Below are 20,724 nucleotides of genomic sequence, written 5' to 3' on the forward strand. Positions count from 1 at the left end.
GCTTCACAGCACGCGCCGTACGTACAGCCCTCGTAACCACGGAACTCCCAGGAGCACACAGTGACCGACGCCCACACGGCCGGCCCCTTCATCGCGGCCATCGACCAGGGCACCACCTCCAGCCGCTGCATCGTCTTCGACCGGGACGGCCGCATCGTCTCCGTCGACCAGAAGGAGCACGAGCAGATCTTCCCGAAGCCGGGCTGGGTCGAGCACAACGCCAATGAGATCTGGACCAACGTCCAGGAAGTCGTCGCCGGAGCCATCCAGAAGGCCGGCATCACCCGTGACGACATCAAGGCCATCGGCATCACCAACCAGCGCGAGACCACCGTGCTGTGGGACAAGAACACCGGTGAGCCCGTCCACAACGCCCTCGTCTGGCAGGACACCCGCACCGACGGGCTCTGCAAGGAGCTCGGCCGCAACGTCGGCCAGGACCGTTTCCGCCGCGAGACCGGCCTGCCGCTCGCGTCGTACTTCTCCGGCCCCAAGGCCCGCTGGCTGCTGGACAACGTCGAGGGCCTGCGGGAGCGCGCCGAGGCCGGCGACATCCTGTTCGGCACCATGGACACCTGGGTCATCTGGAACCTGACCGGCGGTGTCAACGGCGGCAAGCACGTCACCGACGTCACCAACGCCTCCCGCACCCTTCTCATGAACCTGCACACCATGGAGTGGGACGAGAAGATCGCCGAGTCGATCGGCGTGCCGCTGCAGATCCTGCCCGAGATCCGCTCCTCCGCCGAGGTCTACGGCGAGGTCATCGGCGGCAAGCTCGGCGACGTCCTCGGCGGCATCCCGGTCGCCTCCGCGCTCGGCGACCAGCAGGCGGCCCTGTTCGGCCAGACCTGCTTCTCCGAGGGCGAGACCAAGTCCACCTACGGCACCGGCACCTTCATGGTGATGAACACCGGTGACAAGATCATCAACTCCTACGCGGGCCTGCTGACCACGGTCGGCTACAAGATCGGTGAGCAGCCGACCGTGTACGCCCTGGAGGGCTCGATCGCCGTCACCGGCTCCCTGGTGCAGTGGATGCGGGACCAGATGGGCCTGATCTCCACCGCGGCCGAGATCGAGACGCTCGCGCTCTCGGTCGAGGACAACGGCGGCGCCTACTTCGTGCCGGCCTTCTCCGGCCTGTTCGCCCCGCACTGGCGCTCCGACGCCCGCGGTGTGATCGCCGGCCTGACCCGGTACGTCACCAAGGCGCACCTCGCCCGTGCCGTCCTGGAGGCCACCGCCTGGCAGACCAAGGAGATCGCCGACGCCATGGTCAAGGACTCCGGCGACGAGCTGGTGGCCCTGAAGGTCGACGGCGGCATGACCTCCAACAACCTGCTGATGCAGACGCTCTCGGACGTCCTGGACGCACCGGTGGTGCGCCCGATGGTCGCCGAGACCACCTGCCTCGGCGCCGCCTACGCCGCCGGTCTCGCCGTCGGCTTCTGGTCCAGCACGGACGAACTGCGCGCCAACTGGCGCCGGGCCGCCGAGTGGACCCCCCACATGGACGCGGACACCCGCGACCGTGAGTACAAGAGCTGGCTCAAGGCCGTCGACCGGACCATGGGCTGGATCGAGGACGAGGACTGAGCGGCCCGGACCGCCCAGCCAACTCTGACGAGGAGTAAGAACCCGAAATGACCAGTCAGTCCACCCTGCAGTCCGTGCCTGCCCTCGGGACGCACCCGGCCTCCGGCTCCAACCCGAGCCGGGCCGAGACCAGGGAGCAGCTCTCCAAGGCGTCGTACGACCTTCTCGTGATCGGCGGCGGCATCCTGGGCATCTCCACCGCCTGGCACGCCGCGCAGTCCGGGCTCAGGGTGGCTCTGGTCGACGCCGGCGACTTCGCCGGCGCCACCTCCTCCGCCTCCTCCAAGCTCCTCCACGGCGGTCTGCGCTACCTGCAGACCGGCGCGGTGAAGCTGGTGGCGGAGAACCACTTCGAGCGCCGTGCGGTCTCCCGCCAGGTGGCCCCCCACCTGGCGAACCCGCTCACCTTCTACCTCCCCGTGTACAAGGGGGGGCCGCACGGCGCCGCGAAGCTCGGAGCGGGCGTCTTCGCCTACTCCGCGCTCTCCGCCTTCGGTGACGGTGTCGGTCACCTGCTCAGCCCCGCGAAGGCCGCGCAGGACGTGCCGGAGCTGCGCACCGAGAACCTCAAGGCCGTCGCCGTCTACGGCGACGACCAGATGAACGACTCGCGCATGGCGCTGATGACGGTCCGCGCGACCGTCGAGGCGGGCGGGGTCGTCCTGAACCACGCCGAGGTCACCGGCCTGCGCTTCACCCAGGGCCGGGTCACCGGCGCCGACCTCAGGGACCGGGTCTCCGGCGAGGAGTTCGGCGTCAACGCCCGCCTGGTGCTGAACGCGACCGGCCCCTGGGTCGACCACCTGCGCCGCATGGAGGACCCGAACGCCGCGCCGTCGATTCGCCTCTCGAAGGGCGCGCATCTGGTCCTGAAGCGGACCTCGCCGTGGAAGGCCGCGCTGGCGACCCCCATCGACAAGTACCGCATCACGTTCGCGCTGCCCTGGGAGGACATGCTCCTGCTGGGCACGACCGACGAGGAGTTCGAGGGTGACCCGGCGGACGTCTCGGTCAACGACAAGGACATAGCCCAGATACTCGACGAGGCCGCGTTCTCCGTGCGCGACCAGCAGCTCGACCGGAGCCTGATCACCTACGCCTTCGCCGGTCTGCGGGTGCTGCCGGGCGGCCCCGGCGACACCGCCAAGGCCAAGCGCGAGACGGTCGTCACCGAGGGCAAGGGCGGCATGCTGTCCGTCGCGGGCGGCAAGTGGACCACTTTCCGGCACATCGGCCGCACGGTGATGCAGAAGCTGGAGGCGCTGCCCGGCCACCCGCTGGGCGACGACTTCGAGCCGATCTCCTCGCTGCCGAAGAAGCTGCCGCTGCCCGGCGTCGCCAACCCGCGCGCGGTCGCCCACCGCCTGCTCGTCGACAACCCGGCGCCCGGCCCGCGCATGGCGGCGGACACCGCCAAGCACCTGGCCACCCACTACGGCTCCCTGGCCTTCGACATCGCCCGGCTGGCCAACGACGACCCGGAGCTCGGCGCGCGGGTGCACCCGGACGCCCCGGAGATCTGGGCCCAGGTCGTCTACGCCCGGGACAACGAGTGGGCCGAGACGGCGGACGACGTGCTGCGCCGCCGTACGACGCTGACGATCCGCGGCCTGGCCACGGACGACGTCCGCGCCAAGGTCCAGGACCTGCTCGACAAGAAGTAGGCCACGGCGTCGGCCCCCCTGACCGGGGCCGGAGCCGCGCAGGTCCGGTCCCCGCCGCACCGGGGCCGGCGCCACGAGAGGGGCGGCTCCACGCCGATGGAGCCGTCCCTCTCGTCTGCGTGCGCCGGTCTTCTGCCGGCGCGGGTCCCCCCTGCGTACATCGGCAGGCGGTTCGTCACCGGTTCGGCCACTGGAGCGGCTGGCTCCGACACAGCGGTTCGGCACCGGATCGGCGCGTTCGTATCGGTCGAGGCGCTGGTCGCCGACGTCCTGCGCGGCGACGCCGACCCGCCTCCTCGGTCGGCCGGCGAGGACCGGCGACGGGCCGCCGACGCGCCGGCCGAGGCCGTACGCGACCAGTGGGCGGCGGAGGCCCGGCTGCGCAGGCTCCAGGACCCGGTGCCGCTCGACGTGCGCTGAGCCCCGGCCGACCGGCGACTGGCCGACCACGCGGTGAACATCCGGCAGGCCCAGCCCCTGCCCCGCCGGCGCGAGCGAGTCCAGTGAAGTGGCTCTGACAGGGCTCTGACGTGGCTCCGGAGTGCCTCCATAATGTGCTGAGACATCGGAGGTCTGAGCGACAGGGAGGCCCGCCATGGCGGTCACCGATGAGGCGATCGAGAAGATCAAGGACATGATCGTCTCCGGTGCGCTGCGGCCCGGCGACCGGCTGCCCAAGGAGAGCGAACTCGCCGCCGAACTGGGGCTGTCCCGCAACTCGTTGCGGGAGGCGGTGCGCGCCCTGTCGCTGATCCGGATCCTGGACGTACGGCAGGGCGACGGCACTTACGTCACCAGCCTCGATCCCCAACTGCTGCTGGAGGCGATGAGTTTCGTCGTCGACTTCCACCGCGACGACACGGTGCTGGAGTTCCTGGCCGTGCGCCGCATCCTGGAGCCCGCCGCCACGGCGATGGCGGCCGCCCGGATCAGCGAGCGGCAACTGGACACGCTCTCCGCCCAGTTGGACGAGCTCGGCGCCGCACCCTCGGTGGAGGAACTGGTCGCCTGCGACCTGGAGTTCCACCGCGGCATCGTGCAGAGCGCCGGCAACTCGGTGCTGTGTTCCCTGCTGGACGGCCTGTCCGGGCCGACCACGCGGGCCCGGATCTGGCGCGGCCTCACCCAGGAGGACGCGGTGGCCCGCACGCTGCGCGAGCACCGGGCGATCCTGGCCGCGCTGCGCGACCGGGACGCGGAGGCGGCGCGTTCCTGGGCGACCGTGCACATCGCGAGCGTGGAGCAGTGGCTGCGCAGCACCCTGTGACACCTCGGCGGGCCACCGAGGCTCCCCACCGACGAGGGGTGTTCGCGGGTGATGAACGGGGCAGTGATCCGTTCACTCCCCCGTGCAAGGGGGCTGCGGGCGCCCCCGATGGACGCCGTAAGGTTGGGACGTACGCGAGGGCACGTCGGAAGGAGGCGCTGGGTGATCGAGCTGGAGGGAGTTCCCGAGCTGATCGACCCAGTCATGGTGGCCGCGTTCGAGGGCTGGAACGATGCCGGTGACGCCGCCTCCACCGCGGTCGCGCATCTGGAGCGCGAGTGGAAGGGCGAGGTGTTCGCGGCGCTGGACGCCGAGGACTACTACGACTTCCAGGTGAATCGCCCCACGGTGTGGATGGATGCGGGCGTCCGCAAGATCACTTGGCCGACGACACGGTTGTCGGTGGTCCGGGTCGGCGGCGAGAAGCCGCGGGACCTGGTGCTGGTCCGCGGTATCGAACCGTCCATGCGCTGGCGATCGTTCTGCAACGAGCTCCTCGGCTTCGCCCACGAGCTGGGTGTGGAGCTGGTGGTCGTCCTGGGCGCCCTGCTCGGTGACACCCCGCACACACGTCCGGTGCCGGTCAGCGGGGTCACCTCCGACCCGGACCTGGCCCAGCGCATGGACCTGGAGGAGACCAAGTACGAGGGCCCCACGGGCATCGTCGGCGTCCTTCAGGAGGCGTGCACGCACGCGGGCGTCCCGGCGGTGTCACTGTGGGCGGCGGTCCCGCACTATGTGTCGCAGCCGCCGAACCCGAAGGCCACGCTGGCCCTGCTGAACCGGCTGGAGGACCTGCTCGACCTGCGCATTCCGCTGGGCGAGCTGCCGGAGGACGCGCGTGCCTGGCAGGTGGGCGTGGACCAGCTGGCCGCGGAGGACAGCGAGGTCGCCGAGTACGTCCAGACGCTGGAGGAGGCCCGGGACACCGCCGAGCTGCCGGAGGCGTCGGGCGAGGCGATCGCCCGCGAATTCGAGCGCTACCTGCGGCGCAGGGACGTCAACCCGCCGGGCGGACACGCGACGGCGGACGGCGGGGACGGCTCGTCGTACCTGCGGGACAACCCCAGCGGGAAGACCCGCCCGCCGAAGCCCCCGCGGCCCGGCTCCGCGGGCCCCGGCGGCAGCACGGGCACGCCCGAGAGCGACGACGAGGACACCTCCGAGGACTGAGCCGGGGCGGTACGCGACACGCGTACCGCCCTCGTGCCGGGCACCCCTGTGGCCGCTCCCGCCACAGGTGACCCCCTGATCGTCCACAGCACCCTGCCGGCAACTGGCCGGATCATGGCGTGACATCTGCTTCCGGACGGAATGCACACGTTACCCAATTCAACTTGTTCCAAACCGAGTTGCCGAAACACGTCTGGACGGCTCGCCGTCGGCGTGCTTGGTTGTGCTGCGTGGCGGCCCGCACGGACCGAAGGGAACGGACCGAAGGGAGCGGCAGCGATGACCGATCGAACCATGCCGGAGCGGGACCCCGGGGCGACCGGACCGGGGCCCGACGGAGCGGGATTCACCTATCGCGGGGCCGAACGTGAGCTGATCGTCGTCGCGCGTGCCGAGGCCCGGCTGCGCGCCGGGACCGACGGGGTCCGCTCGGCGGCGGGCACCGACGTGTCGGCGCTCGCCATGTTCCTCGGCGACGAACAGCTCACCCTGGAACCGCTGTTCGGCAGCGAGGAGCGGGTGCGGCAGTCCGGCACGGAGGGCGCGCCCGACCTGACACTCTTCTACCGGCTGCGCGGCGGGGACGACCGGGCACAGGAGTTGTGCGCGCGGATCGCCGCACTGCCGGGGATCGACACGGCGTACGTCAAACCGGGCGCCGTACCGGCGACGGCCCCCGCCGACGACCGTCGTCTCAAGGAAGGCGCCCCGGTCACCCCGGACTTCAGCGGACGTCAGGGGTATCTGCGCCGCGGGCCGGAGGGGATCGACGCCCACTGGGCCTGGCAGCGGCCCGGCGGGTCCGGTCAGGGCGTCACGGTGATCGACGTCGAGGGCGCCTGGCAGCTCGGACACGAGGACCTGGCGGCCAAGCTGGCCGGCGTGGTCGTCGGTACGCCCCTGACCGACCTGGCCTGGCGCAACCACGGCACCGCCGTGATCGGGGTGCTCGGCGGGGACCGCGGCGAGTGCGGCATCACCGGCATCGTCCCGGAGGCGGTGACCGCGGCCGCGTCCGTCCGGACCGCCGGTACCGCGGCGGCGATCCACGCGGCGGCCGACCGGCTCGGCCCCGGCGACCTGATGGTGGTCGGGCTGCACCGCCCCGGGCCGCGGTTCGACTACGCGGACCGCGACGACCAGCGCGGTTACCTCCCGCTGGAATGGTGGCCGGACGACTTCGCGGCGATCCGCCACGCCACCGACCGGGGCGTGCTGGTCGTGGCCGCCGCCGGGAACGGCGCCGAGTCCCTCGACGACGCGGTCTACGAGCGCCGTCCGGACGGCTTCCCGGCCTGGTGGCGCAACCCGTTCGATCCGTCGAACCCGGCCTCCGGCGCGATCCTGGTCGGCGCGGGTGCCCCGCCGCCCGGCACGCACGGCCGCGACCACGGCCCGGACCGCTCCCGGCTCGCCTTCTCCAACTACGGCGCCCGGGTCGACGCCCAGGGCTGGGGCCGCGAGGTCACCACCACCGGCGGCTTCTGGGACCGGCCCGGCGATCTGCAGGGCGGGCCCGAGGAGATCGCCTGGTACACGGACGCTTTCTCCGGGACCTCCGCCGCCACCCCGGTGGTGGCCGGTGCCCTGGCCGCCCTGCAGGGGATGCTCAGGGCGGCCGCCCAGCCCCCGATGTCCGCCGACCGGGCCCGCGAGGTGCTGCGGGCCACGGGCTCCCCGCAGCAGGACGCGCCGGGCCGGCCCGCCTCCCAGCGCATCGGGGGCCGGCCCGACGTCAGGGCGGCCGTCACGCGCCTGCTGCCGGAGGCGGTGGGCTCGGGCCGGGCCGAGCGGTACTGGGACGAGTTGCTCCCGTACCCCCGTGAACTCCCGCCGAGGCTCCGGCTGTTCGTGGCCGGCGCCTGGCGGAACCTGAACCACCCGTCCCCCGAGATCCGCCAGGCGGTGCACACCGCCTTCGCGGGGGGACGGCCCGACGTCCGCGTGTGGTTCGCGGACGACGAGATCGTCGGCCTGGTCGTCACGGGCTGACGGACCAATCCATCAAGGGAAGGTGACACCGTATGAGCACCACCCCGCAGATGAGCCACCAGCACCAGCAGTTCCCGACCACCTCGCCCTACCAGCAGCCGTACGGCACGGTCGGCTCGCTGGAGCAGCTCCAGCAGCTCGGGCAGCAGCAGCCGTACCAGCAGCTGTTGCAGCAGCTCGGACAGCCGCAGCTCGGACAGCCCCAGATCGGACAGCCGCAGGGGCAGGGCGAGCAACAGATCCAGCAGATCCAGCAGCAGATGCAGCACCAGATGCAGCAGGTCACGCAGGCGGCGATCCAACAGGCCTCGGCCCAGCTGCTGCAGGCGGGCATCGCGAACGGCTATGTCGACATCGTGCAGCCGCTGCCGGGCCAGCCGCAGCAGATCTTCCTGCGCTTCCCGGACGGCTTCCGGGTCCTCAACAACCCGACCCCGCAGGCCCACCAGGAGATCCAGCAGGCCTTCGCCCTCGGCCACCAGGTGATCGGCGTCTGGGAGGGTACGTCACCGGCGGTCCTGCGCAGCGTGCGGGTGCAGCGGCTCTGACCGGCGCCGGGGAGAAGTGCCGACCGGCAGGTGAACGGCCGGCCGGCGCGTGAAAGAAGGGGCGGCTCCTACCGCGGGGAGGAGCCGCCCTGTCGGCTTTCTACAGCGCCACGCCCAGCAGGGCGTCCACGGCGCGCGACACGACGCCCGGGGCGCCGATGTCCGTGCCGCCCCGCTCGTCCTGCAGCGCGACCCAGCGGTCCACGGCGGCCAGCGCGGCCGGCGCGTCCAGGTCGTTCGCGAGGGCCTCGCGGATCTCCTCGACGAGCGCCTCGGCGGGCGGTCCGTCGGGGCGGGAGACGGCGGCGCGCCAGCGCCCGAGCCGCGCCTCGGCGTCCCGCAGGACCTGGTCGGTCCACTCCCAGTCGGCCCGGTAGTGGTGGGCGAGCAGGGCGAGCCGGATGGCGGCCGGGTCGACGCCGTCGCGGCGCAGCCGCGAGACGAAGACGAGATTGCCCTTGGACTTGGACATCTTCTCGCCGTGCAGGGCGACCATGCCGGCGTGGACGTACGCCTTGGCCATGGGGAACTCGCCGGTCAGCACCTGGGCGTGCGAGGCGCCCATCTCGTGGTGCGGGAAGGCGAGGTCGGAGCCGCCGCCCTGGAGGTCGAAGCCCATGCCGAGGTGGTCCAGGGCGATGGCGACGCACTCGATGTGCCAGCCGGGGCGGCCGGGCCCCAGCGAGCCGCCGTCCCAGCTGGGCTCGCCCTCGCGGGCGGCCATCCACAGCATCGGGTCGAGCGGGTTCTTCTTGCCCGGACGGTCCGGGTCGCCGCCTCGCTCGGCGGACAGCAGCCGCATGGCGGCGGCGTCGAGGTTCGAGACCTGGCCGAAGTGCGGGTCGGACTCGACGGAGAAGTAGATGTCGCCGTCCAGCTCGTAGGTCGCGCCGAGGTCGCGCAGCCGCTCCACGAGCGGGACGATGCCGGGTATCGCCTCGACGGCGCCTATGTAGTGCTGGGGCGGGAGCATCCGCAGGGCGGTCATGTCCTCGCGGAACAGGGCCGTCTCCTTCTCGGCGAGGGCGACCCAGTCGACGCCGTCCCGCTCCGCGCGCTCCAGGAGTGGATCGTCGACGTCGGTGACGTTCTGCACGTAGTGGACCTGCCGCTTGGTGTCGAGCCACACGCGCTGAACGAGGTCGAACGCGTTGTAGGTCGCCGCGTGACCCATATGGGTCGCGTCGTACGGCGTGATGCCGCAGACGTAGATACGGGCGACGGGACCGGGGGCCAGAGTGACCAGACCGCCGGTCGCGGTGTCGTGGATCCTCAGGTCGCGGCCCTGACCGGGCAGGGCGGGGACCTCAGAAGCGGGCCAGGCATGCATGTACATGAGCGTAACCGGCCTCAACTCGCGCGTACGAACCGGACCAGGCCAGATGACCGGAAAGGCGATCTTGCGGTCCGGCCCCCGATGTGCTTCCGCGCCGTCGCAGGCGCTCCCCGGACCGGCGGCGCGTCCTAGACCGGCGGCCAGGGAATCGCCGGCCACTCCCCGCTCGGCTCCGGGTGCTTCCCCGAGGTCAGCAGTGCCTCGACCCGCGCGCGCGTGGCCGCGAGCTCGGCCGCGGTGATCAGCCCGGCCAGCCGGATGCCGAGCGTGCCGCCGTCGCCCAGGACGTCCCTGAGCACCTTGAGCACGCCCATCGCGTCGAGGGTGAGCGGCTCCCCCGCCCAGCCCCACAGCAGGGTGCGGAGCTTGTTCTCGACGTTGAAGGTGACCCCGTGGTCGATGCCGTACAGCTGCCCCTCGGACGTCGGCAGCAGGTGACCGCCCTTGCGGTCCGCGTTGTTGATCACGGCGTCCAGGACGGAGAGCCGCCGCAGCCGTTCGTCGTCGGCGTGCACCAGCAGCGCCGTGCGGCCCTCACCGACCTCGGCGAAGCCGATCGCCTTCCAGCCGGGCCCGGCCTCCTCGCCGTCCACCAGGGCGAGCAGCTCGGCCTGAGGGGTCTCCTCGACCCACAGCTGGACCATGCCCTCGCCGTACGGCCCGTCCCGCAGCACGGTGGGCGGTACGAGCCCCCAGCCGGTGGCCTCGGACACCTCGTACGCGGCGACCTCGCGCTCGGCGAGGGTGCCGTCGGGGAAGTCCCACAGCGGGCGCTCCCCGGCGATCGGCTTGTAGATGCAGGACGCCTCCTGGCCGTCGAGGGCGACCTTGCAGAACAGCGCCGTGTTGGACGCCTCGCGGATGCGCCCGCGTACCGTCAGCTCCCCTTCGGCGAGCAGTGCGGCGGGGGCGACGCCGGGCGTCACGCTCCCCGGCGGTATCCGTTCTGGCGCGGACATACGTGTCCTTCCGGGTCGAGCGGGAGGCTGCACAGCGGGCACGGCGGCCGCCCGGCGTTGACGACGTCGAGGGCGCGCTTGGCGAAGGCTCTGGCCTGCGCGCCGGTGAGCCGGACCCGCAGCATCGGGGGCCCGTTCTCCTCGTCCTGGAGGAGCCGCTCCTCGGCCTCCGCGAGATCCTCCTCGGAGTCGGCGTCCAGCTCCACCAGCGCCTGGGCCTCGACGACCATGCGCTCTTCCTCGCCGTCCCAGGCCAGAGCCATGGTGCCGACGCGGAACTCCTCCTCGATCGGGGTGTCCAGCGGAGCCGTGTCGGAGATCTCCGTGGGCGCGACGGCGGGGACGGCGGCATTGCCACCGCTACGTCGTACGACCTCGTCGAGCAGTTCGTCCATGCGCTCGGCGAGGGCGGCGACCTGGGTCTTCTCCAGGACCACGCTGGTCACCCGGGGGCCGGCGGTGGCCTGGAGGAAGAACGTACGGCGCCCGGGCAGCCCGACCGTACCGGCCACGAAGCGCTCCGGCGGGTCGTAGAGGAACACCTGACGGGACACGTCCTGTCTCCATTGGAATCGAAAGTGCGTGAGAGTGCATGCGTGAGCGCGACTGTGTGGATCGCTTCACCCTACTGCGGCCGACGATCACGGTGCGCCCGCACCGCCCCCGACCGGTGCGTCTTCCCCCTGGGGTTCCTCGCGCGGCGCAAGGGAGGCGAAATCCCCGGTGTCGCCGAGGCGAACGAGAAAAGGCCTGAGCCGGGTGTAACGGATCGCCGTGATGGAACACGGTTCGACGGAGATCCGTTGGAAGAGGTCGAGATGCAGTCCGAGGGCGTCCGCGACGAGCGACTTGATGATGTCGCCGTGCGAGCACATCAGGTACACGGCGTCGGCGCCGTGGTCGCGCTCCACGCGCGCGTTCCACTCGCGTACGGCCTCGGCGGCCCGGGTCTGCATCGCCCGCATCGACTCGCCGCCGGGGAACGCGGCCGCCGACGGGTGCGTCTGCACCACCTGCATCAGCGGCTCGTCCATGAGCTCGGCGAGCTTGCGGCCGGACCAGTCGCCGTAGTGGCACTCCCCGATCCGCTCGTCGGTGTGGGGACGCAGCTCCGGGCGGGCGTCGAGCAGCGGCCGGAGGGTCTCCTGACAACGTTGCAGCGGGCTGGTGACGACCTCCGAGAGGGGCAGCCCGGCGAGCCGTCCGGGCAGCGCGGCGGCCTGGGCCGCCCCCCGCTCGTCGAGGGCGACGCCCGGCGTCCAGCCGGCGAGCAGGCCCGCGGTGTTGGCGGTGGAACGTCCGTGCCTTACGAGGATCAGCGTGGGCATGCCGCCCAGGGTAGGCGCATGCCGCGAACGACAGGGTGCGCCGGTCGGCGCCCGGCGGGAGAATACGCTCCGTGATCGTCGACTGCGCCATCTACCGCAACGGGCACCGTACCGAGAGTCCCCAGGACTTCGCCGACGCCCTGGCGGAGGCGCGCGCCCGTGGTGACAGCTTCCTGTGGATCGGCCTGTACGAACCGACGGAGAAGGAGTTCGACCTGGTCACCGAGGAGTTCGGACTCCACCCGCTGGCCGTCGAGGACGCCCTGAAGGCCCACCAGCGGCCCAAGCTGGAGGTGTACGACGACTCGCTGTTCGTGGTGCTCAAGCCGGTGACCTACGAGGCGAAGAGCGACACGGTCGCCTCCGGGGAGCTGATGCTGTTCATCGGCGACTCGTTCCTGGTGACGGTGCGCCATGGCGAGGGGTCGCCGCTCGGCAGCATCCGGCGCCATCTGGAGGAGCAGCACGAGATGCTGCGGCACGGTCCGACCGGGGTGCTGTACTCGATCACCGACGCGGTCGTCGACCACTACCTGGAGGTGGCCACCGAGCTCGGGACCGACCTGGAGGAGCTGGAGGCCGAGGTGTTCTCGCCGAACCTGGGCGGCTCCCGGCACACGGCGTCACGGATCTACACCTTCAAACGGCAGGTGCAGGAGTTCCGGCGGGCGACGGGGCCGCTGGCGCTGCCCATGAGCAAGCTCGCGGGACTGGGGCCCTCCGCGACGGACGTGCCGTTCGTGCCCGAGGCCGCCCGTCCGTTCTTCCGGGACGTGAACGACCACCTCACGCGCGTGAACGAGTCCGTGGAGGGCCTGGACCGGCTGGTCTCGGACGTGCTGGCGGCGCATCTGGCGCAGACGAGCGTGCGGCAGAACGACGACATGCGGAAGATCTCGGCCTGGGCGGCGATGGCCGCGATCCCCACGATGATCGCGGGGATCTACGGCATGAACTTCGACCACATGCCGGAGCTGCACTGGCTGTGGTCGTATCCGTTGGTGATCGGGACGATGGGCCTGCTGGAACTGGTGCTCTACCGCATGTTCAAGCGCCGCGGCTGGCTGTGAGGCGGCGCCGGCCGCGGTGAGTGAACGGACTTCGGTCGAGTCGAGCGGGCCTCAGGCGAATTCGGGGGCCGTGTTCGCCGGGCCGCCGAGGGCGTCCCGGCGCTCCGGCATCCTCAGGGACACCATCCGCCGCCAGCCCGCGAGCCGCTCGTACGCGTACACGGCGTGGATACCGGCCATGAGCACCGCGGACCTGGCCCGGGACCAGCCGAGGATGCGCCCCATGCGAGCCATGACGGCGAGGCTGACGTCCCGGTGGACGCGGATCTCGGCCAGGGCGCAGGCGCGCAGGGTCCGCCGGATGGCGGGGCCGTGACCGGCGTACGCGAGACGCAGCAGTTCCTCGTGGCAGTAGGCGAGGTGGTCGTCCTCGTCGGCCGCGATCATCCGTACCGCCCGGCCGAGGTCGGGGTGCTCCCCGAAGTGCCTGCGCAGCAGTTCCATCTGCTCACAGGCCCGCTGCTCGGTGACGCGGCTGTGGGCGAGGTAGACGACGATGTCCAGCACGGTGAGCGGTTCGTCGGCCTTGAGCTTCTCGTGGGCGAGGCCGATGCCGTGCCGCTCCAGGAGCATCGTGTAGTCGGTCTCGGGCGGTACGGGGACAGGCTTCAGGCCGCGCTTGCGCAGCAGGGCGTTGAAGATCCGGCCGTGCTTGTCCTCGTCCGCGCCGTGCCGGGTGATCTTGGGGGCGAGCGCGCGTTCGCCGTCCGGCACCAGCGCGGCGATGCGCCCGTTCTCCCAGCCGCCCTGCGCCTCCCCGCTGGCCGCGATGGAGCAGAAGAGCCGGAAGGACTCGTCGTTGTCGAGGATCTCCTGGAACAGACTCTTGGCCGAAAGCATCGTGGGCACCTCTCTGCAGGATGCGCGGGGTTCCCGGAGAATCCCGTGGATTCGGGGGAATTCCACGAGATACCGCAGAGACCGAGTCAAATGCGGCCGGGAGCGTCCTGCAACAGGTATGTCGCACAACTGGGCCGAAAGAAGGAGCACCGGGGTCCTGACAAGGGCGTAACCGCGTGGGCCCGGGCGCGTTGTTCCCTGTGACGGCCGTGGCGGGGTAGACCCCCGAGCCCCCACCACGGCCGCTGAACTCCCTCTTCCGCTCCCCGCGTTACACGAGTCCGGCGCGCTCCGCGGCCTCGCTGCCGGCCCGCAGGGAGGCGAGCCGCTCGTCGAGCGTGAAGCCCGCGGGGGCCAGCGTGAGCGTGGTGACGCCGACCGCCGCGTAGGCCTTCATCCGGTCGGCGATGCGGTCCACGGAACCCAGCAGGGTGGTCCGGTCGATCAGGTCGTGCGGTACGGCGGCCGCGGCGCCCTGCTTGTCCCCCGACAGGTACTTCTCCTGGATCTCGGCGGCTTCCTTCTCGTACCCCATGCGCCGGGCGAGCTCGTTGTAGAAGTTCTGCTTGCTGCTGCCCATGCCGCCCAGGTACAGCGCGGTGTAGGGGCGGAAGGTGTCGGCGAGCCGGGTCACGTCCTTGTCGTCGCCGACGGCGAGCGGCAGCGTCGGGCAGACGTCGAACCCGTCCATGGTCTTGCCGGCCTTCTCGCGCCCGGCGCGCAGGTACGTGACGGCCGTGTCCTCCAGGTGTTCGGCGGAGGGGAAGATGAGCAGGGCGCCGTCGGCGATCTCGCCGGTCTGCTCCAGGTTCTTCGGTCCGATGGCGGCGATGTACAGCGGGATGTGCTCCCGCTCCGGGTGCACGGTCAGCTTGATCGGCTTGCCCGGGCCGCCTGGCAGCGGCAGCGTCCAGTGCGCGCCGTCGTACGTCAGGCGCTCCCGGGTCATCGCCTTGCGCACGATCTCGACGTACTCGCGCGTCCGGGCCAGCGGCTTGTCGAACTTGACGCCGTACCAGCCCTCGGAGACCTGCGGTCCCGAGACGCCGAGGCCGAGGCGGAAGCGGCCGCCGGAGAGCGAGTCGAGGGTGGCGGCGGTCATCGCGGTCATCGCCGGCTGGCGGGCGGGAATCTGCATGATGGCGGAGCCGACGTCGATGCGCTCGGTCTTGGCGGCGACGTACGCGAGCACCGTGGGCGCGTCGGATCCGTAGGCCTCCGCGGCCCAGCACACGGCGTAACCGAGCCGGTCCGCCTCCTGGGCCACGGCGAGATTGTCCGCGTCCATTCCGGCGCCCCAGTAGCCGAGGTTGATCCCGAGCTGCATGGCCGAATCCCCTTACTGATCAGTAATGTCCCTGTGGCCCCGACCCTAGCGCGGCACGGCTGCGGGGGGCAGTGGGTGCGGCCGTCGGGGGGGATCGGCCGCGGGGCCGTCCGTGGCCGTGCCGAACTCCCGTGGTCCTGGGGAAATCGGTTATCCACAGGCAACCCAATCCAACAGTTCTGGCCAGTAATCTCGGCGTTCATGGAGCAGAGGCATCTCGGCCGTACCGGCCTGCGCGTGTCCCGGATCGGACTCGGCACCCTGACCTGGGGCCGGGCCACCGACGAGCACGACGCCGCGGACATGCTGAAGGCGTTCTGGGAGGCCGGCGGAACGCTCGTCGACACCGCGGACGTGTACGGCGACGGGGAGTCCGAGTATCTGCTCGGACGGCTGATAGACGGCCTGGTGCCGCGCCGCGACCTGGTCCTGTCGACCAAGGCCGGCAGCGTCCCGGATCCCGACCGGCGCTTCGACGGCTCGCGCGGCCATCTGCTCTCCGCGCTGGACGCCTCGCTCGCCCGCCTCGGTACGGACTACGTGGACGTCTGGCACGTGCACGCCTACGACCCGGACACCCCGCTGGAGGAGACTCTCCAGGCCCTCGACCTGGCGGTGAGCAGCGGCCGCGCCCGGTATGTCGGCGTGTCCAACTTCTGCGGCTGGCAGCTGGCCAAGGCGGCGACCTGGCAGCTCGCGCAGCCGGGCCCGCGCACCCGGCTGGCGAGCACGCAGATGGAGTACTCGCTGCTCCAGCGCGGCGTGGAACGCGAGGTGCTGCCCGCCGCCCTCGACCTGGGCGTCGGCCTGCTCCCCTCCTCCCCGCTCGGCCGGGGCGTCCTGACGGCCAAGTACCGTCACTCCACCCCGCCCGACTCGCGGGGCGCCTCGGAGCATCTGGCGCCGTTCGTCGCGCCGTACCTCGACGACACGGCGAGCCGGATCGTGGACGCGGTGACGACGGCTGCCGACGGGCTCGCCGTGACCCCGCTCCAGGTCGCCCTCGCCTGGGTCAGGGACCGGCCCGGCGTGGCCGCCCCGATCGTCGGCGCGCGCACGGCGCAGCAGCTCACGGCGGCATTGTCAGTGGAGGCGCTTAGTCTTCCTGACGAGATCTGCCGGGCGCTCGACGATGTGTCTGCGCCCGTGCACCGCTATCCCGATCACGACTGGAGCACGCTGTGAGCACGGAGCCGGAGACCACGGAGGAAACCGGGCCGGGGACCCCGGACACCTCGGACGGCGCCGCGACCGCCGAAGGTACGCCGACCGGGGAGGCCGGCGGGACCGAAGCGGCGGGGGCGGTCGATCCAACTGCCGACGGCGTTGCGGATGTCGAGGCCGACTCCGTTGCGGATGTCGAGGCCGACGGCGATGACGGTGGCGACGGCGGCAGCGACGCGGGGGCGCGGTCGGGCGATGCCGAGGCCGGAGCCGATGCCCAGGTGTCCGAGGCGCAGGCCGAACTCGCGGCGCAGCGGGTCGAGCGGGAGCGGATCGAGCGGCGGAAGGCCGAGCGGAAGGGGCCGGTCGCCGCAGGCACCAAGCTGAGCGGCAAGGCGGCCGATCTGCTCGCGGCGGTACGGGCGGTGGAGAGCGGCGAGAAGCCCGCGGCCACGGTCTTCGAGGAGCGGGAGCCTGCCCCGCGCCGCCCGGCGCCCGAGTCCGCGTCCCGCCCGCAGCCCCTCACACAGGCGGTCGCCGAGACCACCGTGCCCGCCGCCCCCGCGGCGGAGTCGGTCGACGCCGTGCGCCGCGTCCTGACCGACGGCGGCGCGCCCGAGACGCTCGCGCCCCAGGTCGCGGCGGCCCTCGGCGAGGGCGCGGACGCCCTGTTGCGGGAGGACCCCTGGCAGTTGCTGCGGGTCGCCGGCATCCGGCCGGACCGGGCGGACGGGTTCGCGCGGGCGCTGCTCGGCGCGGAGTGCCGCCCTGACGACGAGCGGCGCGCCCGCGCGGTCACCGTCTGGCTGCTGGAGCAGGCGGCCCTGGCCGGGCACACCTCGCTGGAACTGCCCGCGCTCGTCGCCACACTGGCCAAGGGCGGCGTCCCGGATCCCGACGCCGCCGTGCAGAGCACGCTCGCGGAGGGCGAGGCCCTGGTCTTCCAGGACGCCCTGGAGGAGCCGGGCGCCCCGGCGCGACAGCCCCGGCAAGGGGAGGAAGACAGTGAGTCGGGCGAGGAGAGCGAGGAGGAACGGCCGGTCCGCGTCCTCGTCGGTCTGGAGCGGTACGCGCTCGCCGAGGAGAGCCTCGCCGACGGACTGGCCCGCCTGGCCAACTCGGTGCCGAAGGAGGACGGCCCGGCCGAGGCCTGGGAGCGGGCCGCCGCCGGGGCCCGGGGCTCCGCCGGCGAGTTGATCGGCGCGGTCGCGGGACACGGGCTGGTGCTGCACACCGGCGGGTACGCGTCCCTGGCCGACCCGGCGCGCCTGCTGTCCGAGGCGCCCGGTCTGGGGCTGCGCGCCTGGGCCGCCGCGCACACGGCCGACGGCCGGGACCGCTTCGCGGCCCTGCTCGCCGGTTTCGGCAGGGCGGACGGCCCGTCCGAGCGGCCGGTGGGCGCGACCGCCACCGTCGCGGGCCTGTTGTCCAGCGCCGAGGGCCCCGGCCGGGACGCGGACGGCGCGTTCGATCTCGACCTGCTGATCGTGCTCGACGCGCCCCAGCTGGACGTCGAGACGGCGGCGCTGCTCCTCGAGTCGCTGCCGGACGGCGCGCGGCTGGTACTGGCCGGAGACCCGGCCGTGCTCTGGTCGGTCGGGCCCGGGCGGGTGTTCGCGGATCTGCTCGCGGCGCGGACGTGCCCGCAGATCGCCTCGCGGGTGCCCGACCCCGGCCCCCTCGGTGAGCTGGTCTCGGGCATCGGCGTCGGCGAGCTGAACCAGGTCGACGCGCCCGGCAAGGAGGTCGTCATCGTGCCGGTGCGGGACGCGGGCGAGGCCGTGCACCGGACGGTGCAGCTGGTCGCGGACTCGGTGCCGCGGGCGATCGGCGTCCCGGCCGAGCAGACGGTGGTGATCACGCCGGGGCACGGCGGGGCCGCGGGCACCCGCGCGCTCAACGCCGCGCTCAAGGAGCGGCTCAACCCCGGTCCCGGCCGCTTCGGGGGCTTCGACCCGGGTGACCGGATCGCCTACTCCCCCGCGCCGGGGCGCACGCTCGCGGGCCAGGTCGTGAAGGCCGACGCCGAGGGGCTGCACCTGTCGTGCTCGGGCGCCCCCGTCGTCGTACCGAGGGAGCGGGTGGAGCAGTCCGTGCGGCACGGGTGGGCGCTGACCGCGCACCAGGCGGCGGGCGGGCGGTGGCCGGCGGTGGTCGTGGTCCTGCCCGGTGACGCCGCGCAGTCCCTCAGCCGGCCCTGGGTCTACACGGCCTTCAGCCGGGCGGACCGGCACCTCTCCGTGGTCCACGGCGTCGAGCAGGCCCTGGCGAGAGCGGTCACCGAAACCCCGCCCAAACCCCGCACGACCCGCCTCCCGGCGCTCCTCCGAGCCCAGGTCCCCGCGTCCGGCTGATCCGCTCGCGCACCGATCAGCCGGCCTTCCGGATCCGCCGCCACGGCAAGCGGCCACGGCGGCGGATTCCGGCGGTCAGCGATCCGCGTCCAACGGCTCCAGTTCCTCGTCGCCGTCCAGATCGAGGTCGTCCTCCAGCACCCCGGCCTCTTCGTCCAACTCGTCCTCGACCTCGTCGTCGAAGACCGCGCTGACATCGAACCGGCACACCACCCACTGCGGATCGACCTGCTCGAACGGCGCTTCCAGCCACTCCCCGGGATCGGCCGGCTCGTCCGCGGCGGTCACCCACAGCGTGGAGTCGGCCTCCTCCAGTCCGAACTCCTTGTGCCGGGAGGCGATCTCGTCCGGTTCGAACTCCCCGAACAGGATGCCCAGCGCCCCGTGCACCGTGCCTGCGGCCTCCGCGCCCGAGCCCTCCCCGTACTCGGCCGCCTCGACCCGCTGGGCCTGCGCCAGCAGCCGCTGCGGTTCCGCCACGGCGTAGTCGCGACGGATCAGCACACTGATCGCGTGGGGTTCCTCGGGGCCCGTGTACGGCGGCAGCGCGTCCTCCGTCCCCGGGATCTCGAAGGGCGTGACCTCGTCGTAGTGGTCGTAGAGCAGCTCGTCATACGCCTCGGCGGCCGCGGCCAGCTGGTTGAACGCCTCGTAGACGGCCGGGTCGTCCTCCCCCGACCTGCGTTCGACCGCCGCCAGGTGACGGTCGAGCGCGGTCTTGACCGCTTCGGCGGCGGCGCGTACCTCGGCAGCGGTGGGCTGCGCAGCATCAGACATAGTGCAGACGCTATCCGTACCGGGCCCCAACCCGCACAATAGATGCGATGCCGGAATACGAATTTGTCGACGTGTACGTACCACGCGGGGTGTCCCGCAAGGAGGCGACGCGTCTGCTGACGGACCATGCCGAGTACGGACACTGGGAGTTGGACCGACTGAGCCTCATGCGCGACGGCAGCCGCAGGGTGCGGTTGCGCCGGCGGATCATCCGCCAGGTACGCGCCACCTGGTGAGGCGGAGCACATGATCGGAGCGGGCCCCGCGGTGTCGGGACCCGCTCCGTCCTGCGTGCGGGTGCGTTATGCCGCGGCCCGCGCCTTGCGGTACAGCACGGCGCCCGCGAGCAGCGCTCCCGCGCCGACCGGCAGGACCATGCCGAGCGGCAGGTCGCTGCCGGTGTGGGCGAGCTGCGCGAGGCCCGGCTGCCCGGAGCCAGTGCCCTGCTGGACGACGTGCGCGGAACCGCCGGTCCCGGGCTGGTGACCGCCCGCGGCGGGCGGGGTGGCCGGCATACCCGGGTGTCCGGGCGTCCCGGGGTTGCCCGGCTGACCGGGGTGGCCCGGTGTCCCGGGGTTGCCCGGCGTTCCCGGCGGCGGCGTTCCGTGACCGCCCCCCGGAGGCGTCCCGTGCCCCCCGCCCGGCGGCAGGCTGTGGTCACCGCCCCCGGATCCGCTCCCGTTCGCGCAGTGGTTCCCGACGGCCGCGTTGCCGACGCCCACCACGTTGACGCTGTTGCCGCACACGTTGACCGGCACGTCGACCGGTACCTGGACGGTGTTGCCCGACCCCACGCCCGGCGACCCGCCGGTGTGCCCGCCCGCGTGCGAGCCGCCGTGCCCGCCGGAGTCGCCGTAGCCGCCCGAGGAGCTGCCGCCACTGTCATTGGCGCACTTGTTGCCCATGGACGGGTTGAGAGCGCCGACCACGTTCACGGTGTTGCCGCAGACGTTGACCGGCACGTGCACCGGCGCCTGCACGGTGTTGCCGGACAGCACGCCGGGCGAGTGCGCGGCGGAGCCGCTCGCGCCCGAGTCGGCGTGCGCGTAGCCGCCTGCCGCGGCGATCACGCCGGTGGCGGCGGCGACGGTCATGAGGCCCTTGCGGGTGCCCTGTCGCATTGGTGATTTCCCCCCTGCCTTCGATTCTGCTCTGTATTCCTGCAGCATTCCTGCAGCATTCCTGCAGCGGAATTGCGCTGTGCGCCTCTCCCGAAAAGACCGGTCGGGGCCCGGGCGCCGGGGGGGCGGGCGCCGGGGGGGCGGGGAGAGCCCCCCCCGGGGGGGGGGGGCGAAGGGTTGGGGGGGGGTGTAGGGAGGGGGGGTG

19 protein-coding genes are annotated in these 20,724 nt (G+C 72.4%); 11 read left to right on the top strand and 8 right to left on the bottom strand.

The annotated features are described in order from the left end of the window. Positions 1–60: 60 nt before the first annotated feature. The 7 genes from glpK to ACWGKT_RS22535 all read left to right on the top strand — a co-directional run bounded on the left by glpK (position 61) and on the right by ACWGKT_RS22535 (position 8,243). Positions 61–1,599, top strand: a complete 1,539-nt coding sequence (gene glpK, locus ACWGKT_RS22505) for a glycerol kinase GlpK (RefSeq protein ID WP_356143926.1) — start codon at positions 61–63, stop codon at positions 1,597–1,599. 47 nt (positions 1,600–1,646) lie between these two features. Continuing rightward, positions 1,647–3,263: a glycerol-3-phosphate dehydrogenase/oxidase gene (locus ACWGKT_RS22510; RefSeq protein ID WP_356143928.1), complete on the top strand. Its 1,617-nt coding sequence runs from the start codon at positions 1,647–1,649 to the stop codon at positions 3,261–3,263. 96 nt (positions 3,264–3,359) lie between these two features. After that, positions 3,360–3,683, top strand: coding sequence for a hypothetical protein (locus tag ACWGKT_RS22515; RefSeq protein ID WP_453275076.1), 324 nt, complete (start codon positions 3,360–3,362; stop codon positions 3,681–3,683). A 175-nt stretch (positions 3,684–3,858) separates the two neighbouring features. After that, on the top strand, positions 3,859–4,530 hold the full coding sequence (locus ACWGKT_RS22520) for a FadR/GntR family transcriptional regulator (protein WP_235452866.1): 672 nt from the start codon (positions 3,859–3,861) through the stop codon (positions 4,528–4,530). Positions 4,531–4,692: 162 nt separating this feature from the next. Then, complete coding sequence (locus tag ACWGKT_RS22525) at positions 4,693–5,703, top strand: PAC2 family protein (RefSeq protein ID WP_235452868.1); 1,011 nt, start codon at positions 4,693–4,695, stop codon at positions 5,701–5,703. A 279-nt stretch (positions 5,704–5,982) separates the two neighbouring features. Continuing rightward, positions 5,983–7,695, top strand: a complete 1,713-nt coding sequence (locus tag ACWGKT_RS22530) for a S8 family peptidase (RefSeq protein WP_453275077.1) — start codon at positions 5,983–5,985, stop codon at positions 7,693–7,695. 32 nt (positions 7,696–7,727) lie between these two features. Continuing rightward, entirely contained in the window at positions 7,728–8,243 is a 516-nt protein-coding gene (locus ACWGKT_RS22535; RefSeq protein ID WP_453275078.1) for a hypothetical protein, read from the top strand. Positions 8,244–8,343: 100 nt separating this feature from the next. On the opposite strand, the gene mshC is transcribed toward ACWGKT_RS22535, so the two are convergent. The 4 genes from mshC to ACWGKT_RS22555 all read right to left on the bottom strand — a co-directional run bounded on the left by mshC (position 8,344) and on the right by ACWGKT_RS22555 (position 11,866). Continuing rightward, a complete protein-coding gene (mshC, locus tag ACWGKT_RS22540) occupies positions 8,344–9,573 on the bottom strand; it encodes a cysteine--1-D-myo-inosityl 2-amino-2-deoxy-alpha-D-glucopyranoside ligase (protein ID WP_453275079.1) in 1,230 nt (409 codons plus the stop codon). Positions 9,574–9,707: 134 nt separating this feature from the next. Beyond that, a complete protein-coding gene (locus ACWGKT_RS22545; RefSeq protein WP_453275080.1) occupies positions 9,708–10,538 on the bottom strand; it encodes an SCO1664 family protein in 831 nt (276 codons plus the stop codon). Next, positions 10,502–11,092 carry a DUF3090 domain-containing protein gene (locus ACWGKT_RS22550; protein WP_453275081.1) on the bottom strand — a complete coding sequence of 197 codons (591 nt, stop codon included), beginning with the start codon at positions 11,090–11,092 and terminating at the stop codon, positions 10,502–10,504. The genes ACWGKT_RS22545 and ACWGKT_RS22550 overlap by 37 nt, the downstream gene beginning before the upstream one ends. An 87-nt stretch (positions 11,093–11,179) precedes the next feature. Beyond that, a complete protein-coding gene (locus tag ACWGKT_RS22555; RefSeq protein ID WP_356143942.1) occupies positions 11,180–11,866 on the bottom strand; it encodes a histidine phosphatase family protein in 687 nt (228 codons plus the stop codon). Between the two features lie 71 nt (positions 11,867–11,937). On the opposite strand from ACWGKT_RS22555, the gene corA reads away from it, so the two are divergent. Beyond that, positions 11,938–12,936 (top strand): magnesium/cobalt transporter CorA, encoded by a 999-nt coding sequence (corA, locus tag ACWGKT_RS22560; protein WP_453275082.1) that lies wholly within the window; start codon positions 11,938–11,940, stop codon positions 12,934–12,936. Positions 12,937–12,987: 51 nt separating this feature from the next. On the opposite strand, the gene ACWGKT_RS22565 is transcribed toward corA, so the two are convergent. Next, positions 12,988–13,776, bottom strand: coding sequence for a ferritin-like domain-containing protein (locus ACWGKT_RS22565; protein WP_453275083.1), 789 nt, complete (start codon positions 13,774–13,776; stop codon positions 12,988–12,990). A 271-nt stretch (positions 13,777–14,047) separates the two neighbouring features. After that, entirely contained in the window at positions 14,048–15,103 is a 1,056-nt protein-coding gene (locus ACWGKT_RS22570; protein WP_356143948.1) for an LLM class F420-dependent oxidoreductase, read from the bottom strand. A gap of 201 nt (positions 15,104–15,304) precedes the next feature. On the opposite strand from ACWGKT_RS22570, the gene ACWGKT_RS22575 reads away from it, so the two are divergent. Both ACWGKT_RS22575 and ACWGKT_RS22580 read left to right on the top strand, forming a co-directional pair. Next, positions 15,305–16,288 carry an aldo/keto reductase gene (locus tag ACWGKT_RS22575; RefSeq protein ID WP_453275084.1) on the top strand — a complete coding sequence of 328 codons (984 nt, stop codon included), beginning with the start codon at positions 15,305–15,307 and terminating at the stop codon, positions 16,286–16,288. Continuing rightward, positions 16,285–18,621, top strand: a complete 2,337-nt coding sequence (locus ACWGKT_RS22580) for a helix-hairpin-helix domain-containing protein (RefSeq protein WP_453275085.1) — start codon at positions 16,285–16,287, stop codon at positions 18,619–18,621. Before ACWGKT_RS22575 ends, ACWGKT_RS22580 begins: the two co-directional genes overlap by 4 nt. A 75-nt stretch (positions 18,622–18,696) precedes the next feature. On the opposite strand, the gene ACWGKT_RS22585 is transcribed toward ACWGKT_RS22580, so the two are convergent. After that, a complete protein-coding gene (locus ACWGKT_RS22585) occupies positions 18,697–19,398 on the bottom strand; it encodes a hypothetical protein (protein ID WP_453275086.1) in 702 nt (233 codons plus the stop codon). A gap of 47 nt (positions 19,399–19,445) precedes the next feature. On the opposite strand from ACWGKT_RS22585, the gene ACWGKT_RS22590 reads away from it, so the two are divergent. Then, complete coding sequence (locus tag ACWGKT_RS22590) at positions 19,446–19,634, top strand: DUF5703 family protein (protein ID WP_046732800.1); 189 nt, start codon at positions 19,446–19,448, stop codon at positions 19,632–19,634. Between the two features lie 66 nt (positions 19,635–19,700). Here the strand turns inward: ACWGKT_RS22590 and ACWGKT_RS22595 are convergent, their stop codons facing one another. Further along, entirely contained in the window at positions 19,701–20,519 is an 819-nt protein-coding gene (locus ACWGKT_RS22595; RefSeq protein WP_453275087.1) for a chaplin, read from the bottom strand. Between the last annotated feature and the right edge of the window lie 205 nt (positions 20,520–20,724).

The sequence above is a fragment of the Streptomyces sp. NPDC054794 genome (assembly GCF_053611585.1).

Bases quoted from the DNA above. Each gene is read 5' to 3' on its own strand.
- ACWGKT_RS22545 (WP_453275080.1), bottom strand. From the start codon at position 10,538: ATGTCCGCGCCAGAACGGATACCGCCGGGGAGCGTGACGCCCGGCGTC.
- ACWGKT_RS22585 (WP_453275086.1), bottom strand. From the start codon at position 19,398: ATGTCTGATGCTGCGCAGCCCACCGCTGCCGAGGTACGCGCCGCCGCC.
- ACWGKT_RS22575 (WP_453275084.1), top strand. From the start codon at position 15,305: ATGGAGCAGAGGCATCTCGGCCGTACCGGCCTGCGCGTGTCCCGGATC.
- ACWGKT_RS22510 (WP_356143928.1), top strand. From the start codon at position 1,647: ATGACCAGTCAGTCCACCCTGCAGTCCGTGCCTGCCCTCGGGACGCAC.
- ACWGKT_RS22555 (WP_356143942.1), bottom strand. From the start codon at position 11,866: ATGCCCACGCTGATCCTCGTAAGGCACGGACGTTCCACCGCCAACACC.
- ACWGKT_RS22535 (WP_453275078.1), top strand. From the start codon at position 7,728: ATGAGCACCACCCCGCAGATGAGCCACCAGCACCAGCAGTTCCCGACC.
- ACWGKT_RS22590 (WP_046732800.1), top strand. From the start codon at position 19,446: ATGCCGGAATACGAATTTGTCGACGTGTACGTACCACGCGGGGTGTCC.
- ACWGKT_RS22565 (WP_453275083.1), bottom strand. From the start codon at position 13,776: ATGCTTTCGGCCAAGAGTCTGTTCCAGGAGATCCTCGACAACGACGAG.
- ACWGKT_RS22520 (WP_235452866.1), top strand. From the start codon at position 3,859: ATGGCGGTCACCGATGAGGCGATCGAGAAGATCAAGGACATGATCGTC.
- ACWGKT_RS22515 (WP_453275076.1), top strand. From the start codon at position 3,360: ATGGAGCCGTCCCTCTCGTCTGCGTGCGCCGGTCTTCTGCCGGCGCGG.
- mshC (WP_453275079.1), bottom strand. From the start codon at position 9,573: ATGCATGCCTGGCCCGCTTCTGAGGTCCCCGCCCTGCCCGGTCAGGGC.
- ACWGKT_RS22570 (WP_356143948.1), bottom strand. From the start codon at position 15,103: ATGCAGCTCGGGATCAACCTCGGCTACTGGGGCGCCGGAATGGACGCG.
- ACWGKT_RS22530 (WP_453275077.1), top strand. From the start codon at position 5,983: ATGACCGATCGAACCATGCCGGAGCGGGACCCCGGGGCGACCGGACCG.
- ACWGKT_RS22595 (WP_453275087.1), bottom strand. From the start codon at position 20,519: ATGCGACAGGGCACCCGCAAGGGCCTCATGACCGTCGCCGCCGCCACC.